The 15296-nt window shown below is 64.4% G+C and carries 14 protein-coding genes; 6 read left to right on the plus strand and 8 right to left on the minus strand.

From position 1 onward, the window contains the following. Positions 1-40: 40 nt before the first annotated feature. A complete protein-coding gene (locus ACMGF9_RS23230) occupies positions 41-1384 on the minus strand; it encodes an esterase-like activity of phytase family protein (protein ID WP_021504137.1) in 1344 nt (447 codons plus the stop codon). 75 nt (positions 1385-1459) lie between these two features. Next, positions 1460-2659 carry a cyanate transporter gene (locus tag ACMGF9_RS23235; protein ID WP_031299770.1) on the minus strand — a complete coding sequence of 400 codons (1200 nt, stop codon included), beginning with the start codon at positions 2657-2659 and terminating at the stop codon, positions 1460-1462. A gap of 126 nt (positions 2660-2785) precedes the next feature. Here ACMGF9_RS23235 and ACMGF9_RS23240 point away from each other — a divergent pair, with 126 nt between their 5' ends. Next, on the plus strand, positions 2786-3640 hold the full coding sequence (locus ACMGF9_RS23240) for a LysR family transcriptional regulator (RefSeq protein ID WP_031299771.1): 855 nt from the start codon (positions 2786-2788) through the stop codon (positions 3638-3640). 6 nt (positions 3641-3646) lie between these two features. Here ACMGF9_RS23240 and ACMGF9_RS23245 read toward each other — a convergent pair whose 3' ends face one another. Both ACMGF9_RS23245 and ACMGF9_RS23250 read right to left on the minus strand, forming a co-directional pair. Beyond that, the gene (locus ACMGF9_RS23245; RefSeq protein ID WP_021504140.1) at positions 3647-4087 is read right to left on the minus strand and encodes a hypothetical protein; all 441 of its coding nucleotides are present in this window, start codon (positions 4085-4087) and stop codon (positions 3647-3649) included. Next, complete coding sequence (locus ACMGF9_RS23250) at positions 4038-4658, minus strand: nucleotidyltransferase domain-containing protein (RefSeq protein WP_021504141.1); 621 nt, start codon at positions 4656-4658, stop codon at positions 4038-4040. The genes ACMGF9_RS23245 and ACMGF9_RS23250 overlap by 50 nt, the downstream gene beginning before the upstream one ends. Positions 4659-4865: 207 nt before the next feature. On the opposite strand from ACMGF9_RS23250, the gene ACMGF9_RS23255 reads away from it, so the two are divergent. The 3 genes from ACMGF9_RS23255 to ACMGF9_RS23265 all read left to right on the plus strand — a co-directional run bounded on the left by ACMGF9_RS23255 (position 4866) and on the right by ACMGF9_RS23265 (position 7832). Then, complete coding sequence (locus tag ACMGF9_RS23255) at positions 4866-6254, plus strand: amidohydrolase family protein (RefSeq protein ID WP_088381119.1); 1389 nt, start codon at positions 4866-4868, stop codon at positions 6252-6254. A gap of 100 nt (positions 6255-6354) precedes the next feature. After that, on the plus strand, positions 6355-6906 hold the full coding sequence (locus tag ACMGF9_RS23260; protein ID WP_004934049.1) for an isochorismatase family protein: 552 nt from the start codon (positions 6355-6357) through the stop codon (positions 6904-6906). A 2-nt stretch (positions 6907-6908) separates the two neighbouring features. Beyond that, complete coding sequence (locus ACMGF9_RS23265) at positions 6909-7832, plus strand: GlxA family transcriptional regulator (RefSeq protein ID WP_021504143.1); 924 nt, start codon at positions 6909-6911, stop codon at positions 7830-7832. Here the strand turns inward: ACMGF9_RS23265 and ACMGF9_RS23270 are convergent. Beyond that, on the minus strand, positions 7827-8819 hold the full coding sequence (locus ACMGF9_RS23270; RefSeq protein WP_099981664.1) for an acyltransferase: 993 nt from the start codon (positions 8817-8819) through the stop codon (positions 7827-7829). The two genes, ACMGF9_RS23265 and ACMGF9_RS23270, sit on opposite strands and share 6 nt — an antisense overlap. Positions 8820-9036: 217 nt before the next feature. On the opposite strand from ACMGF9_RS23270, the gene ACMGF9_RS23275 reads away from it, so the two are divergent. Next, positions 9037-10284: an MFS transporter gene (locus tag ACMGF9_RS23275; protein WP_004934040.1), complete on the plus strand. Its 1248-nt coding sequence runs from the start codon at positions 9037-9039 to the stop codon at positions 10282-10284. Between the two features lie 53 nt (positions 10285-10337). On the opposite strand, the gene ACMGF9_RS23280 is transcribed toward ACMGF9_RS23275, so the two are convergent. After that, positions 10338-10964, minus strand: coding sequence for a LysE family translocator (locus tag ACMGF9_RS23280; RefSeq protein WP_015376177.1), 627 nt, complete (start codon positions 10962-10964; stop codon positions 10338-10340). A 121-nt stretch (positions 10965-11085) separates the two neighbouring features. On the opposite strand from ACMGF9_RS23280, the gene ACMGF9_RS23285 reads away from it, so the two are divergent. Beyond that, positions 11086-11997 (plus strand): LysR family transcriptional regulator, encoded by a 912-nt coding sequence (locus ACMGF9_RS23285; protein WP_015376176.1) that lies wholly within the window; start codon positions 11086-11088, stop codon positions 11995-11997. On the opposite strand, the gene selB is transcribed toward ACMGF9_RS23285, so the two are convergent. Both selB and selA read right to left on the minus strand, forming a co-directional pair. Continuing rightward, positions 11987-13843: a selenocysteine-specific translation elongation factor gene (gene selB, locus ACMGF9_RS23290; protein ID WP_118892604.1), complete on the minus strand. Its 1857-nt coding sequence runs from the start codon at positions 13841-13843 to the stop codon at positions 11987-11989. The genes ACMGF9_RS23285 and selB overlap by 11 nt on opposite strands. After that, the gene (gene selA, locus ACMGF9_RS23295) at positions 13840-15234 is read right to left on the minus strand and encodes an L-seryl-tRNA(Sec) selenium transferase (RefSeq protein ID WP_118892605.1); all 1395 of its coding nucleotides are present in this window, start codon (positions 15232-15234) and stop codon (positions 13840-13842) included. The genes selB and selA overlap by 4 nt, the downstream gene beginning before the upstream one ends. Between the last annotated feature and the right edge of the window lie 62 nt (positions 15235-15296).

Here is a 15296-nt window from a genome sequence, read left to right on the forward strand (position 1 = left end):
GGGAAATGGCGGCCGCCGGCGATTCGGCGGCCGGGGAGAGCTACTTCAGGAAATCCTTCACGTCCAACAGGATGAACTCGTTGTCATCCGCCATATTGGGCTGGCGGCTTGAGGAGAACGGGAAGTTGTTGTCGTTGCCGACGATGATGTGGTTGGCGTCCACCACGTCCACGTTCTCGATGGTGAAGAACGGGAAGGTCAGCACGCCGTCGTTCAGCGGCTTGCGCGCCAGCTTGTTCGGATCCTGAATGTTCATCAGGTCGATATAACCCAGTTTCTCGACCGGTTTGCCGACGTTGGCGTCCGAGAAAGCGATTTTATACACTCGCTTGAACTTGGCTACCTGGCTGAAGCAGTTGTCGGTTGGCGCACCGGCGGCGCAGGCTTTGTCCGGCGTGCCTTCGCCGTTGTCGCGCTCGATCACCAGCCCGTGGGTGGCGTCGATCATGTTGAAGTCGCCGATGGCGTTCTGGTTGTCTTCCAGCACGTACTGCCAGCTGCGGCCGGTCCAGGCCTGCCGTTTCACGTCAAACTCCAGCACCCGCAGGTAGCGTTTGCCGCCGACGTTCTCGAACTGCTCGCCGTCCCACAACGCCCCTTCCAGCAGCGGATACAGCTTGCTGCCGTCCGGCGAGGCGGCCATGCCTTCAAAGCCCTTGGAACGCGCCACCTGGAAGTTTTGCTTGCCGTCCGGCGCGCCCGGCAGGGTCAGCGTCGGGTTGTCCGGCGATTTCACTACTTTGCCATCCACCTGGGTGTCGAACACCGCCAGCACTTTGCCGTTCAGGTCGGCCTTGATCAGGTAAGGCCCAAATTCTTCGCCGATCCACAAGGCATCGTCGGCAAACTGGAAGCTTTCCGGATCGAAATCGCTGCCGGTCAGATAGCGCTGCTCGGTGCTCTCGTTGATGATGTGGAACGGCACCTTTTTATCCGGATCGTGCAGGAACACTGTCTTCAGCGGCGCAACCGTGCCGTCTTTGAAATCGATCTTGTAGTGGTTGAGGTACAGCATAGCGTCCGGGGAGTTGGCCTTGCTGCCGAAACCGTTGTCGGTCAGCACCCAGTAGGTGCCGTCGGGCATGTGTTTGATGCCGGAGTGGCCCTGCAGCGGCTGGCCGTTGATCGGCAGGCCGATCCCGGTCAGGCGGTCGGCCGATTTGCCCGCCACGCTGCCCAGCTCGGTGACGCGTTTGCCGCTGGTGTATTTGCCGCTCTGTTGCAGATCGCTCGGTGCATCTTTCGGCGTGGAAACGGCGGATTTTACCGGCAGCAGCGCATGCCCGGCCAGCGTCGCCTGCACCGGCTGCGCCTCGGCCCACAGGTTGGCGCTCAGCGCCATGCAGCCGACCAGCAGCGCCAGCCGGGTTTTGGTGTTGTGCATGTCATTGTCCCTTTTCGTTGTTATCGCCCAGAAGTAAAAGCAACGTCACTATAGGGAGCGGCAATGACAGAAATATTATTCGGCGAACGCCCGCCGGTAGCTGTGCGGGTGGAAGCGCCAGGTAATGGCGATCAGCACTACCACCAGCAGCGCGTGGATCTGCCAGTCCAGCACGAAGCCGCCGCTGTAGTCGCGCAGCAGGCCGGAGAGGTAGGGCGTCACGCCCGCCAGCAGGAAGCCGACGCCCTGCATAAAGGCCACCAGCCGCCCTGCCGCCGCCGGCTGGTGCAGGTGATCGAGCGCCAGCACCAGGCACAGCGGGAACGCGCCGCCCAGCCCCAGCCCGGAAACCAACACCCACAGCCACGGCAGCGTTTGCGGCAGGTAAATCAGGCCGATAAAGCCGATCAGTTGCATCATCAAGGCCAGCAGCAGCAGCGGCCGCCGGTCATGATTGCGCGCCAGCGCCGGCAGCAGCAGCGCGCCCATCACCTGGCCGAAGGTCATCAGCGCCAGCAGCGAACCGCTGGCCTGCGGCTGCCAGCCGAGCTGCATGTAATACGGCGGCAGCCAGGCGATCAGGCTGGTATAGCCGCCGTTGATCAGGCCGAAATAGGCGCCGAGCAGCCAGGCGCGCCGGTTGCGCAGCAGGCTTGGGCCGCGGTGTTCTCCCGCCGCGCCCAGGCGAGACAGCCCGCGGCTGACCGGCCACCAGGCCAATAGCGCCACCAGGGCCGGCAACGCCCACCAGGCCAGCGCGCTGTGCCAGTCATGCCCCGCGCTCATCAGCCATGGGGTGATCGCCGCACCCAGCCCGCCGCCGCCCATCAGCGCCGCCGACCACAGCCCGGCCACCAGCGCCATGCTTTTAAGGAAGTGATGCTTGATGATGCCGGGCATCACCGCCTGGATCACCCCGATGCCGAGCCCGCCCAGCACCGCGCTCATCAGCAGTTGCACGCTGCCGGGGGCCAGTTCGCGCCAAAGCGCGCCCAGCCCGATCGCCAGCAGGCTCAACGCCACGGCGCTGCGTTCGCTGAACAGTCGGTTGATGGCGCCGCCCGCCAGCGCCATCAGCCCCATCATCAGCACCGGCAGCGTGGTCAGCAGCGCCGCGCCGCCAAAACTCAGCCCGGTGGCCTGGCGCAACGTCGGCAGCAACGGGCCGATCGAGGTCAACAGCGGCCGCATGTTCAGGCCGATCAACACCAGCGCCAGCAACAAAGGATTGAGCCAGCGACGTGGAGAAGGTGAATTAACAGAATGATTTAACACGGTATATTCCTGGTACTGCGAAATGAAGAGTGCGGCGTCACAGCGCGATCGCCGCAGCGTTGCGTTACTGTAGGCAACGCCGCTAGTATTGGGAAATTAAATAATAAAATAGCCAACAGTGGGAAAATGAATCGCTACCCGATGTTCAATCCGCAGCTGCTGCTCAGCTTCGTCGCCGTGTGCGACAGCAACAGCTTCACCCGCGCCGCAGAGCGGGTGTTCTTGTCGCAGTCCACCGTCAGCCAGCAGGTGCGCCGGCTGGAAGAGATGCTGGGCAAGCCGCTGTTTGAACGCTCCTCGCATCAGGTGCTGCTGACCGAAGAAGGCGTCAAGTTGTTGAGCTACGCGCGCCGCATCATCGCGCTGAATGAAGAAGCCCACGACGCGCTGACCGGCATCTGGCGCGACGGCGTGCTGCGGATCGGTATGCCGGAAGATTTCGCCGTGCCCACCACCGAGCTGCTGGCGGAATTCAGCCGCGAGCACCCGCACCTGCGGCTGGACGTCGCCAGCGGCCTGAGCGCCGATCTGCACAGCGCCTACGCGCGTGAAGAGCTGGATCTGATCCTGGTGAAGCAGCGCCGCCGGCAACCGCCGCGCGCCGCGCGGCCGGAACCGCTGCTGTGGCTGGACAGCCTGGCCTTCCCGGCCATCGAGCAATCACCGGTGCCGCTGGCGGTGTTTCCACTGAACGGCCTGTACCGCGACGAGCTGTGCCAGGCGCTCGACAACCTCGGCAAACGCTGGCGCATCGGCTACAGCAGCGCCAGCCTGGCGGCGTTAACCGCCGCCTCCGCTGCCGGGCTGGGCGTCACCCTGCTGCCGGCCGGCTGCCGTCTGCCCGCGCATCGGGTGCTGGGCGAAGCCGAAGGATTGCCGCCGATAGACAGCTTCGAACTGGCGCTCTACTACCGCGACGGCGCCCCCGCCGCCACGCTGGCGCTGGCCCAGCGGCTGGCGGTGTTTTGCGGGTTGAAGTGAGATCGCTTACGCCACTATCGGCGGGTATTCACGCTGCAGCCAGTCGATAATCCGTACCCACAGCGCTTTGGTCTGCTCAAGGCAAGCCTGTACCGCCGCGTCCGTCACCAAATCGCCGGAGTAATCCGCCACATTGCGCTGTTTTCGCAATGCATCCAGGCAGATCATTGCCTCGCGCGGCAACCCTACGGTGAGCGGCAACGTTTGGATCACGGTCTGGTGATGACCGGGTTTGCTGGTCAGCGTACGGTACCCCTTGGCTTGTAAAGCGGCATTAGCCATTTGCATGATCACCTTATATGCCGTGTCGAAACGGCTCTCATTGCTGAGCTGAGTGATATCCGCATCGCGTCGGTTGCGCGCGGCGGCGGCCAGCAATTTTTTAATCGCCCCTGCGTCAGGCGTTATCACCTCCAGTCCCAGCCCGACCAGATTGTCCAGCGTCATCCTTGTCTCCCGCAATCCAAAGTTGGGGTTTCTGCATAATGTCCTGTATAAACGCGGAGTTCTCGGCCAAAGCCGCCCGCCACTCTTCCGGCGAGTACAGTTTGGGGTTAATTTCCCGACCCAGCGTTTCCTGCAGCGGGTAAACCGCCTGAATCACCTCCGCAAAAGACAGTTTGCCGACAATCAGAACATCGATATCACTGGCCGCCGTCGCTTTGCCACTGGCGACAGAACCAAAAATAAAAGCGCGTTCAATAGCTTCGCCAAACGCTGCCAATGTCTGCCTTAAGCACTCCGCCGGCCCGCAAACCTTGCGGAAAATAGCCGCCAGCTCTGGGAAAATCAGGCAATCAGCGTTGGCCTGATAGCAAATTTGGTTGCCCTGCCGCTGCCTGAGCAAAATGCCCCCCTCAGCCAGCCTGCTCAACTCTTTATGTAAAGTCCCGGCCTGAGTTGCGGTACGCCGCGCAATTTCCCGCACGTGAAACGCTCGCCCGGGCTCAATAAACAGCAGGCTTAGCACTTTTCTACGGTATTCGCTGAACAGCAGCTCGAGCATCGGTTCGTGCATCACGCTAACCTCAATGTAGCTTTAATGACTACAAATGTAGCCATTAAAGCTACGAAAGAGCAAGCCAGGAAAATCCTTGCCCCGGCGCACGCCGGTCATTACCAAATCGAATAGTCACCAGTGGCAAATGTCGCTGCCAACCGGCCGCTTCCTCTCCTAAATTGGGGGATGTTTTCACTCCCTCACCTCTGGATTAAGGAACCGAACGTGGAAAACCCTCAACAACCGGGCCGCAGAGCCTTCCTCAGCCAAACCGGCAAACTCACCACCGCCTGCGCGGTGATCGGCCTGACCGGTGGCGTGGCACAGGCCGCGTCTCCTGGCGGCGAGCAGTGTGCGCCAACGCCGATGACCCTGACCGATCGCCACTACTGCCTGAGCGAGGTGCGGCTGGAAAACGGCTTTGAATACGACGGCGACACGGTGATCGGCACCCGCACCGCGCTGTACACGCTTGAGATCAAAGACGGCAAGATCGCCGCCATTCACGCCGCCAACGCCGCGTTGCCCGCCGGCGTGCCCCGCTATCAGGCGCAGGGCCGGCTGCTGCTGCCGGCGTTTCGCGATATGCACATCCACCTGGATAAAACCTTCTACAGCGGCCCGTGGCAGGCGCCGCGCCCGCGCCAGGGCAAAACCATCATGGACATGATCGCGCTGGAGCAGACGCTGATCCCGAAACTGCTGCCCACCTCGCAGCAGCGGGCGGAAAATCTGATCGCCCTGCTGCAGTCCAAAGGCAGCACCGTGGCGCGCAGCCACTGCAATATCGATCCGGTCAGCGGCCTGAAAAGCCTGGAGCACCTGCAGCGCGCGCTGGAAAACCACCGGGCGGACTTCAGCTGTGAAATCGTCGCCTTCCCGCAGCACGGCCTGCTGCACTCCAAAGTCGATGCGCTGATGCGCGAAGCGATGCAGATGGGCGTGCAGTACGTCGGCGGGCTCGATCCGACCAACGTCGACGGCGCGATGGAGAAATCGCTGGACGCCATGTTCCAGATCGCCCTCGATACCGGCAAAGGCGTGGATATCCACCTGCATGAAACCAGCCCGGCCGGGGTCGCCGCCATCAACTACATGATCGCCACCGTGGAGAAAAACCCGGCGCTGCGCGGCAAGGTCACCATCAGCCACGCTTTCGCCCTGACCACGCTGACGCCGGGCGAACTGGCGGAAACCGCCACCCGGCTGGCGGCGCAGCAGATCACCATCGCCTCCACGGTGCCGATCGGCAGCCTGATGATGCCGCTGCCGCAGCTCAGCGAGAAAGGGGTATTCGTGATGACCGGCACCGACAGCGTGATCGACCACTGGTCGCCGTTCGGCACCGGCGACATCCTGGAAAAGGCCAACCTGTACGCCCAGCTGTACCGCGGATCCGACGAGTATCACCTGTCGCGCGCCATGGCCATCGCCACCGGCGGCGTGCTGCCGCTGGACGATAAGGGCCAGCGCGCCTGGCCGAAAGCCGGCGATGCCGCCGAGTTCGTGCTGGTCAACGCCAGCTGTTCCGCCGAGGCGGTCGCCCGCCTGCCGGCGCGCAGCGCCACCTTCCATCAGGGGCGCCTGGTGGCTGGCCAGGTGAGCAAAGCCTAAGGTCGGTCCGCTGTTGTCATCATGATGGCCGTTTTTGGCCTTCTGCCAGAGTAATGAGCGGCGCAATATGGTCGCTACACACACTGGCGGAGGGCCGAAAATGTCACAGAGCGCGTTATTGATCATCGATGTCCAGCAATCATTCCAGCACCGTCCATTCTGGCAGGAGGACGATCTGCCGGCGTTTCAACAGGCGCTGACCCGTCTGATCGCGGGCTGTCAGCAACGCGGCGCGGCGCTGGTCGACGTGCTGCACGTCTCGCCGCAGGGGCCGTTCTCGCTGGCTTCAGGCCACGTGCAGCGCCTGCCGTTCCTCACCCACCAGGCGGATATCACCGTGCATAAGCATGTACACAATGCGCTGACCGAATCCGGCCTCGACGCCTGGCTGCGCGAGCGGGATATCAACCACCTGATCATCTCCGGCATCCGCACCGAACAGTGCTGTGAAACCACCACCCGGGTGGCGTCCGATCTCGGTTATCGGGTGACCTTCGTCACCGAGGCGACGCTGACCTTCCCGATGCGCCATCCCGACGGTGAAGTCTTTACCCCCGCGCAGCTGAAGCGGCATACTGAAACCGTACTGGTCGATCGTTTCGCCCGCATCGCCAGCGTGGATGAGGCGCTGGCGCAACTCGCACAGGAGTAACCATGCCGCAGGCCGTCTATTTTCTGCTGTTGCCCAACGTGCTGTCGCTCGACGTCAGCGGCCCGGCGGAAACCCTGCGCCTCGCCGGGTCGTTCAGCCTGCGTTACCTCAGCCCGGCGCCGCAGGTCGTCTGCTCCATCGGCATGACGCTGAGCGGCCTGCAGCCGTTGCCCGAACGCCTGGAAGACGGCGCCATTCTGGTGCTGCCGGGCGTCGGCGATTCGCAGCGCTATTTCGCCGGTGAAGAGGCCGAGCAGGCCCGCCGCTGGCTGGCGACGCTGCGGCCCGATCTGCAGCAGCAGCGCATCACCCTGGTGTGCATCTGTTCCGGCGCGCTGCTGGCGGCGCAGGCCGGGCTGCTCGACGGCTATCAGTGCACCACCCACCACGACGTCATCGAACGCATCCGCCTGCAGGCGCCGGCGGCGCAGGTGAAAGAGAACCGCATCTTCGTCGAAGACCGCGGCGTCTACACCAGCGCGGGCATCACCACCGGCATCGATTTGGCGCTGCATCTGGTCCACCGCCACTGCGGCTCCGGCCGGGCGCGCGACGTCGCACGCGACATGGTGGTTTATTTCCGCCGCGCCGGCGACGATCCGCAACTGTCGCCCTGGCTGCGTTACCGCAACCACCTGCACCCGGCGGTGCACCGCGCGCAGGACGTGATGGCCGCCGAGCCGGAAGCCGACTGGTCGGTGCCGCAGGTGGCGGAGAAGGCGCACGTCAGCAGCCGCCATCTGGCGCGGCTGTTTCGCAGCCACGTCGGCATCAGCGTACGGGAATATCATGAGCAGCTGCGGTTGGCGGTGGCGCAACAGCGCCTGCAGCAAGGGTATGGGTTGGAGAAGGCCGCGCTGGCGGCCGGTTTTTCTTCCGGGCGGCAGCTGCGCCGCGCCCAGCAGCGCCAGCGCTCGCCGCTATGACACCAGCCGGCGGGTATCCAGCCGCTGCAGGCCGACAGACAGCAGCAGGCTGAGCCCCAGCGCCACGCCGAACACCCAGAAGATATCCAGCAGCGGGTGGCCGGTGAAATCCAGGTGCCGGCTGCGCATCACGTTAACGATCAGGGCGTGAAAACCGTAAATCGCCAGCGAATGGCGGGAAAATACGCTCAGCCAGCCGATCGGCTGCGGCAAACAGTGTTTCACCCACACCAACAGCGCCACCGCCGCCATAAACACCAGCGGGCCGCTGTAGATGTAGTAAGTATCGGCGAAGTTGCCGTTGATGAACAGCTGATGCTTGGTGCCGCGCGCTATCAGCGCCACGCACAGCGCAAATCCAAACGCCGCCAACCAGCCCACGGCGCGCCCGCGCGCCTCCATCATGCCAATCGCCCGCCCGGCCAACGCATACAGTAGGTAGTAGAAGGTATCGCCGTAGATATACAGGTTAACCGGCAGCAGGTGCGCGTTGCCGAAGGCCAGCTTGTCGGTATTCGGGTTGGCGATCGCCGCCAACACCACCAACGCGGCGGCCAGGTAGCGACGCGACACCGGTTTAACGCTGATCAGCGGCGACAGCAGGTAAATCACCGCGATGGCGTAGAAAAACCACAGGTGGTAAAACACCGGCTTTTGCAGGATGCCGCGCAGCGACGGCCAGAAACCGATCTTGGTGAAGGCCGCGATATAGATCAGCGCGATGGCGCTGTAGAACAGAATGCAGCAGATGATGCGGGTGAAATGCCGCCGGCCGGCGCTCTTTTCGCCGAAGAACAGGTAGCCGGAAATCATAAAGAACAGCGGCACCGACACGCGCGACAGTGAGTTCAGTACGTTGGCGATGTCCCAGTTGTGCAACCCTATCGCCGCGCCGTTGGTGACGTAATACGTGGTGGCGTGGATCATCACCACCATCATGCACGCCATCGCCCGCAGGTTGTCTATCCAGCCGATTTTCTCGCTCAAACGCTCGCCCGATCTTGTGTCATATTGATATGTTAAGAAGAGGTTATCGGGCACGGCGTTCGGCGACAACCCAAAAGCGAAATATCAGAATGCACTTAAACAACACCTTATGATTGCGAAGGTGAACAATTGGCGGCAAAATAGCCGCCACAACTCGCTCAGTTTGCGCTTCCCGCCCTGGCAGTTCCTTTTTCTCTTTTACTATCAGTACAATAATATGAAAACGACATTACCACCTGCGGCACGTTTGGGCCGGCAGGCGCTTTTATTCCCTCTTTGTCTGGTGCTGTTCGAGTTCGCCACCTATATCGGCAACGATATGATTCAGCCGGGCATGCTGGCCGTCGTGGCGGATTTCAACGCCGGCGAAGAGTGGGTGCCCACCTCAATGACCGCCTATCTGGCCGGCGGCATTTTCCTGCAGTGGCTGCTCGGGCCGCTGTCGGATCGTCGCGGCCGTCGCCCGGTGATGCTGGCCGGGGTGGCGTTCTTCATCGTCTCCTGCCTGGCGATCCTGCTGGTAACCACCATCGAGCAGTTTATCGCCATGCGTTTCCTGCAGGGCATCGGCCTGTGCTTTATCGGCGCGGTCGGCTACGCCACCATCCAGGAGTCGTTCGAGGAGGCGGTGTGCATCAAAATCACCGCCCTGATGGCTAACGTGGCGCTGATCGCCCCGCTGCTCGGGCCGCTGGCCGGTGCGGCGTTGATCCACGTCGCGCCGTGGCAGAGCATGTTTGTGCTGTTTGCGGCGCTGGCGGCCATCGCCTTCTACGGCCTGTGGAAAGCGATGCCGGAAACCGCCACGCTGCAGGGCGAGGCGTTTTCCGCCGCCAACCTGTGGCGCGACTACCGCCAGGTGCTGGGCAACCGCCGCTTCCTGTGCGGCGCCCTGGCGATCGGTTTCGCCAGCCTGCCGCTGCTGGCCTGGATCGCCCAGTCGCCGGTGATCCTGATCAGCGGCGAGTCGCTGTCGACGCTGGACTACGGCCTGCTGCAGATCCCGGTGTTCGGCGCGCTGATCCTCGGCAACCTGACGCTGGCGCGCCTGACCGGCAAGAACAGCGTGGAGCGCCTGATCAAGCTGGGCGCGGGCCCGATGCTGCTAGGGCTGCTGATCGCCGCGCTGGCGACCCAGTTCTCCAGCCACGCCTACCTGTGGATGACCGCCGGCCTGAGTCTGTACGCCTTCGGCATTGGCCTGGCCAACGCCGGGCTGTACCGCCTGACGCTGTTCTCCAGCAACGTCAGCAAGGGCACAGTGTCGGCCACTATGGGCATGCTGAGCATGATGGTATTCACCGTCGGCATCGAGCTGGCCAAGGTCGCCTACGTCTGGGGCGGCAGCGGGCTGTTCAACCTGTTCAACCTCATCAGCGGCCTGTGCTGGCTGACGCTGGTGGCGCTGTTCCTCGGCAAACGCCGCAACGGCGACCCCACGCCGCAGCCGAACGGCGCGGCGTAAACGCGACGATAAAACGCCGGTCCGGTTTCCCGACCGGCGTTTTTTATGCGGCTTCAGCCGAGCAACCCCCACAGTGCATACCCCGTTCCCACCACCGCCACCGCCAACAACAGCAACGCCGACAGGACAGAGATCGCCCGCCGCGCGCGCTGCAGCGCCGTTCCCGACAGCAGGGTGATATAGGTCAGCAAAATGGCGAAGTCCGCCAGCACCCACAGCGCGGTCAGCAGCGTCAGGCTGGCGCCGATCGAGGGGGTGACGGCGATGAACTGCGGGAAAAAGGCGACGAAGAAGATAATGTCTTTGGGGTTGGCGATGCCCACCAGAAAACCGTTCAGGATCGCCGAGCGTTTTTGCGGCGGCGCAACGGGCTGCGCATCGGGGGCTCGCGCGGATAAATCCTCATACAGCGAGACGATCGCCATACGGCCAATAAACAGGCAACCCAGCAGGCCTATCCACTGCAGCAAGCGCATATCCACGGCGAACAGCCCGGTGATAATCAGCGCGGCGACGCCGATCAGCAACAAGGAGGCTCCGTTGCTGCCCAGCGCGGTCAACAGCGCACGCCGGGCGCCAAAGCGCGCCGCGGTGTTGGCCACCATCACCACCACCGGCCCCGGCGTGGCGATCAGCAACAAAATGGCGGCGAAATACGCCGCCAGCAACGACAGGTTCATCTTTATTTCACTCACATTCAGTCAGTTGGCGTCGCGCCATTATCATGCCGCCGCCCCCGCCTTGAAAAAGGAGTAATCCTGTCGTTTACTGTGAATCAGACTCATTATTAGAGACGCCGCGATGGCCAGTTCCCTTCCGCCGCTTTACGCCCTGCGCGCCTTCGAAAGCGCCGCCCGCACCGGCTCGTTCACGCTGGCCGCCGAGGAGCTGCATCTCACCCCGAGCGCGGTCAGCAAGCACATCAAAACGCTGGAGCAGCACTTCGGCTGCCGGCTGTTCCAGCGCAACGGCCCGCGTATCGAGGTCACGCCGCAGGGGAAAATCTTCGCCGCCGAGCTGCAGCAAGGGTTTGGCCGCATCGAGCAAGCCTGCGAGCTGTTCAGAAGCCACCGCGATCTGCTGCGGCTGAAGGCGCCCTCCACCCTGACCCTGCGCTGGCTGCTGGACTGCCTGAGCCGGTTCCGGCAAACGGCGCAGGCGTTCGAGGTGCAGGCAGCCAGCGTCTGGATGGACATCGACAGCGTGGATTTTTTCAGCGAACCCTACGACTGCGCCATCCTGCTCGGCAACGGCCATTTTGGCGCCAATACCGCCGCCGCCAAGCTGTTCGACGAATGGCTGATCCCGATTTGCGCCCCCGCGCTGCTCGCCGACGGGCAGCGGGATCTCGCCGCCTGCCCGCTGATCCACCCGTCGCCCGATCGGCGCGACTGGCGGCGCTGGCTGCAGAAAAGCGGCATCGCGGCCCCGATCGATCTCATGCGCGGCCAGGTATTTGATTCGCTGGAACAGGGCAACGCGGCGGCCATTGCCGGGCACGGCGTCTCGATCGGCGATCTGGCGCTGAGCCTGCGGACGATTGAGGAGGGATTATTGGTGCTGCCTTGTGACGTCGCCGTGCGCACCGGCGACGGTTACTATCTGGTATGGCCGGAAGAATCGGCAAAACGGCCGCTGATCGAACGTTTACAGGCGTTTCTCACCGCCCAAACGCCCGACGTCAGCCGGGCCGCCGTCAGGTTTATCGGGTAGGGGACTCGCTACCGAACAACCCGCCGTCGCGCAGCAGATGCTCGTTGCCCTTGCGGCGGGTAAAGCCGCTGCGATCGAAGAACTCCAACACCTGGATCGCCAGCTTGCGCCCGACGCCGAGCCGATCGCGGAAATCGGCGGCGTTGGCGCCCCCGCGCTCCGCATCCAGCTCGCGGATCAGCGCCGCGAACTGATCGATGCGTCGGCTGAGGTAGTAGCGATCCACCACCACCGCCGTCACATGGCCCAGCTGGGCCGCCTTGCGCAGCAGCGCGCGCACCCGGCTCTCCTCTTCGCCCAGCTCGCTCGCCAGATCGCGCACCCACCACGGCTCGTCGCCGAACAGCGGTTCGATGCGCGCCCACAGCGGCGCCTCTTCGGCGCTGAACGCCAGGCCATGTTCCGGCAGGTGCAGCCAGCCGCGCGTATTGCGCAGCGCGCCGGCCCGCTGCAGCCGATCGATCATCATAAACACCAGCGTTTCCGGCTGCTGAGGCAGGGCCATGCGCCGCAGGCGGGCGCGCCCTAAGCCCAGCTGATCGGCGTGCTGTTGGTGGTACTCCGCCAGCACCTGCAGCAGGCGGCTTTCCGCCTGTTGCACCTGATCCTGCGCCAGCGCCCGGTCACCGACGATCAGCAGATCGCGGTTCGCCAACAGCTCGTCCAGGCCATCGTCCGTCAATTGACGCGCCCAGGCGAACGCTGCCAGTGACAGCGCGCCGTGCGGCAATTCAAGCGCCAGCGCCTGCGCATCGTCCTGCGCCAGCGCCAGGGCCTGCAGCCATGCCAGATAGTCCGGCTGACGCTTGCCGCGCTTGGGCGCATTCAGCCTGAGCACCCGAGCCGCGCCCAGCGTTTGCCGCGCGCCGATATCGCGCAGCACCAGCCGATCGTTCTGCGCCAACCACAGCGGACGATCGAGGATCAGTTCCGCCAGCCCGTCGTTCAGCAACGAAATGCGCCCGGTGATGTGGCTGGCGGCATGGTGCAGATGCAGCGGCTGCCAATGGCGGATCGGCCGATCCGTCTCCAGCGCCACCAGAATGCGTTCCGCCGCTTCGTGCGGACGCTGCGCCAGCAGCCAATCGCCGCGCGCGACCCGCTCTTTATCGACATCGCCGCTGATGTTAAGCGCAATGCGCTGCCCGGCCTGCGCCTGCTCCACGGTCTGATTCTGGGCATGCAGGCCGCGCACCCGCACCGGCGCGTCGGCGCCGGTCAGCCACAGCGTATCCCCCACCTTCACCCGGCCGCCGAGCGCGGTGCCGGTCACCACCAGCCCCGCACCTTTGACGCTGAACGCGCGGTCTACCGCCAGGCGAAAACGGCGCGTCAGCGCATGTTCAGCGGGCGACAACGCCAGCAAATGCGCGCGCAGCGCCTCGACGCCCTCGCCCGCCACCGCCGCGGTCACGAACAACGGCGCATCGGGCCAGCCCTGGCCCGCCAGCTCGTCGCGCACCTGACCGCGCACCTCATCGATACGCGCCGCGTCCACCCGGTCGGCCTTGGTCAGCGCCACCGTCAGCGCCGGGCGCCCGCTCAGGCGCAGGATCGCCAGATGCTCGCGGGTTTGCGCCATCACGCCGTCGTCGCAGGCCACCACCAGCAACGCATGATCGATGCCACCGACGCCCGCCAGCATGTTGGCGAGGAATTTCTCGTGGCCGGGCACGTCGATAAAGCCCAGCACCCGGCCGTCCGGCTGCGGCCAGTAGGCGTAACCCAGATCGATGGTCATGCCGCGGCGCTTTTCTTCCGGCAGGCGATCCGCGTTGATCCCGGAGATCGCCTGTAGCAGGGTGGTTTTGCCATGATCGACATGGCCGGCGGTGGCGATGATCATGATGCGCTCAGCGCTGCGATCAGCGCCCCCTCCTGTTCCAGACAGCGCAGATCCAGCCACAGCCGGCCGTCGCCGAGGCGGCCGATCACCGGCTGCGGCAGACGGCGCCAGCGTTCGGCCAGCGCTTCCAGCGTGGCACCGCGGCCGTCGCGCGGCGTGAAGGTCAGGGCATAGCTGGGCAGGCGATCCACCGGCAGCGAACCGCTGCCGATCTGCGACCAGCACGGTTCGGCGCGCAGGTCGAAATCGGCGGTGAACCGTGACGTCAGCGCCGTCAGCAGCCGCTCGGCCGCCTGTTGCATCTCCTGCTGCGGGCGAGTCAACAGCCGCAGCGTCGGCAGCTGCTCAGCCAGTTTTTCCGGCTGCAGATAGAGCCGCAGCGTGGCCTCCAGAGCCGCCAGCGTCAGCTTGCCGACGCGCAGCGCGCGCTTGAGCGGGTGCTGCTGCAGGCGCGCGATCAGCGCCTTTTTGCCGACGATGATGCCGGCCTGCGGGCCACCCAGCAGCTTATCGCCGGAGAATGTCACCAGATCGACGCCGGCGGCCAGCAGCCGCTGCGGCATCGGCTCGGCGGGCAGGCCGTACTGCGCCATATCGATCAGCGAGCCGCTGCCCAGATCGGTGGCGGTCGGCACGCCCTGTTCGGCCCCGAGCTGCGCCAGTTCGGCCTCGTCGACCGCCGCGGTAAAGCCCTGAATGCTGTAGTTGCTGGTGTGCACTTTCATTAACAAGCCAGTCTGCTCGTTGATGGCCTGGCGGTAATCCTTCAGATGGGTGCGGTTGGTGGTGCCGACCTCGACCAATTGACAGCCGGCCTGGCGCATCACGTCGGGAATGCGGAACGCGCCGCCGATTTCCACCAGCTCGCCGCGCGACACCACCACCTCTTTGCCGGGGGCGATCGCCGCCAGCATCAGCAGCACCGCCGCCGCGTTGTTATTGACGATGCAGGCGTCTTCCGCGCCGGTCAGCCGGCACAGCAGACTCGCCACCGCCCGATCGCGATGGCCACGCCCGGCGCCGTCCAGATCGTACTCCAGCGTCACCGCCTCCCCCATCACCGCGTTCACCGCATCCTTCACCGGCTGCGCCAGCAGGGCGCGCCCGAGGTTGGTGTGCAGCACGGTGCCGCTGAGGTTGAACACCGGCAACAAAGCCGGGCGTTGCTGCCGGGCCAGCTCGTCCCGTAGCGCCTGCGGCCAGTCGCCGCACCAGGCCGGCAAGCGTTGCCGTTGTTTGATCGCGTCGCGCGCCTGGGCCTGCAGCCGGCGCAGCAGTTCGCCGATCAGCGTCTGGCCATGCTGCGCCACCAGCGGTTCAATCGCGGGTTCACGCAGCAGGCGGTCGATAGCGGGCAGTTGGCTGTAAAGAAGGTGGGATTCAGTGCTCATGGTCGCTCGGTTTTCAGTTTAAACGTATCGGCATAGCAAAACCCCGCCGCGGCGGGGAGAAA

This window comes from Serratia sp. BNK-23, from assembly GCF_047456145.1.
In the GTDB taxonomy this organism is placed as follows: Bacteria; Pseudomonadota; Gammaproteobacteria; order Enterobacterales; family Enterobacteriaceae; genus Serratia; species Serratia nematodiphila.

What these genes read in the sequence shown, in the direction of transcription:
- ACMGF9_RS23260 (WP_004934049.1), top strand. Translation starts at nt 6,355, where the DNA reads ATGTCACAGAGCGCGTTATTGATCATCGATGTCCAGCAATCATTCCAG.
- ACMGF9_RS23250 (WP_021504141.1), bottom strand. Translation starts at nt 4,658, where the DNA reads ATGCACGAACCGATGCTCGAGCTGCTGTTCAGCGAATACCGTAGAAAA.
- ACMGF9_RS23280 (WP_015376177.1), bottom strand. Translation starts at nt 10,964, where the DNA reads ATGAACCTGTCGTTGCTGGCGGCGTATTTCGCCGCCATTTTGTTGCTG.
- selA (WP_118892605.1), bottom strand. Translation starts at nt 15,234, where the DNA reads ATGAGCACTGAATCCCACCTTCTTTACAGCCAACTGCCCGCTATCGAC.
- ACMGF9_RS23265 (WP_021504143.1), top strand. Translation starts at nt 6,909, where the DNA reads ATGCCGCAGGCCGTCTATTTTCTGCTGTTGCCCAACGTGCTGTCGCTC.
- ACMGF9_RS23230 (WP_021504137.1), bottom strand. Translation starts at nt 1,384, where the DNA reads ATGCACAACACCAAAACCCGGCTGGCGCTGCTGGTCGGCTGCATGGCG.
- ACMGF9_RS23245 (WP_021504140.1), bottom strand. Translation starts at nt 4,087, where the DNA reads ATGACGCTGGACAATCTGGTCGGGCTGGGACTGGAGGTGATAACGCCT.
- ACMGF9_RS23240 (WP_031299771.1), top strand. Translation starts at nt 2,786, where the DNA reads ATGAATCGCTACCCGATGTTCAATCCGCAGCTGCTGCTCAGCTTCGTC.
- ACMGF9_RS23285 (WP_015376176.1), top strand. Translation starts at nt 11,086, where the DNA reads ATGGCCAGTTCCCTTCCGCCGCTTTACGCCCTGCGCGCCTTCGAAAGC.
- selB (WP_118892604.1), bottom strand. Translation starts at nt 13,843, where the DNA reads ATGATCATCGCCACCGCCGGCCATGTCGATCATGGCAAAACCACCCTG.
- ACMGF9_RS23275 (WP_004934040.1), top strand. Translation starts at nt 9,037, where the DNA reads ATGAAAACGACATTACCACCTGCGGCACGTTTGGGCCGGCAGGCGCTT.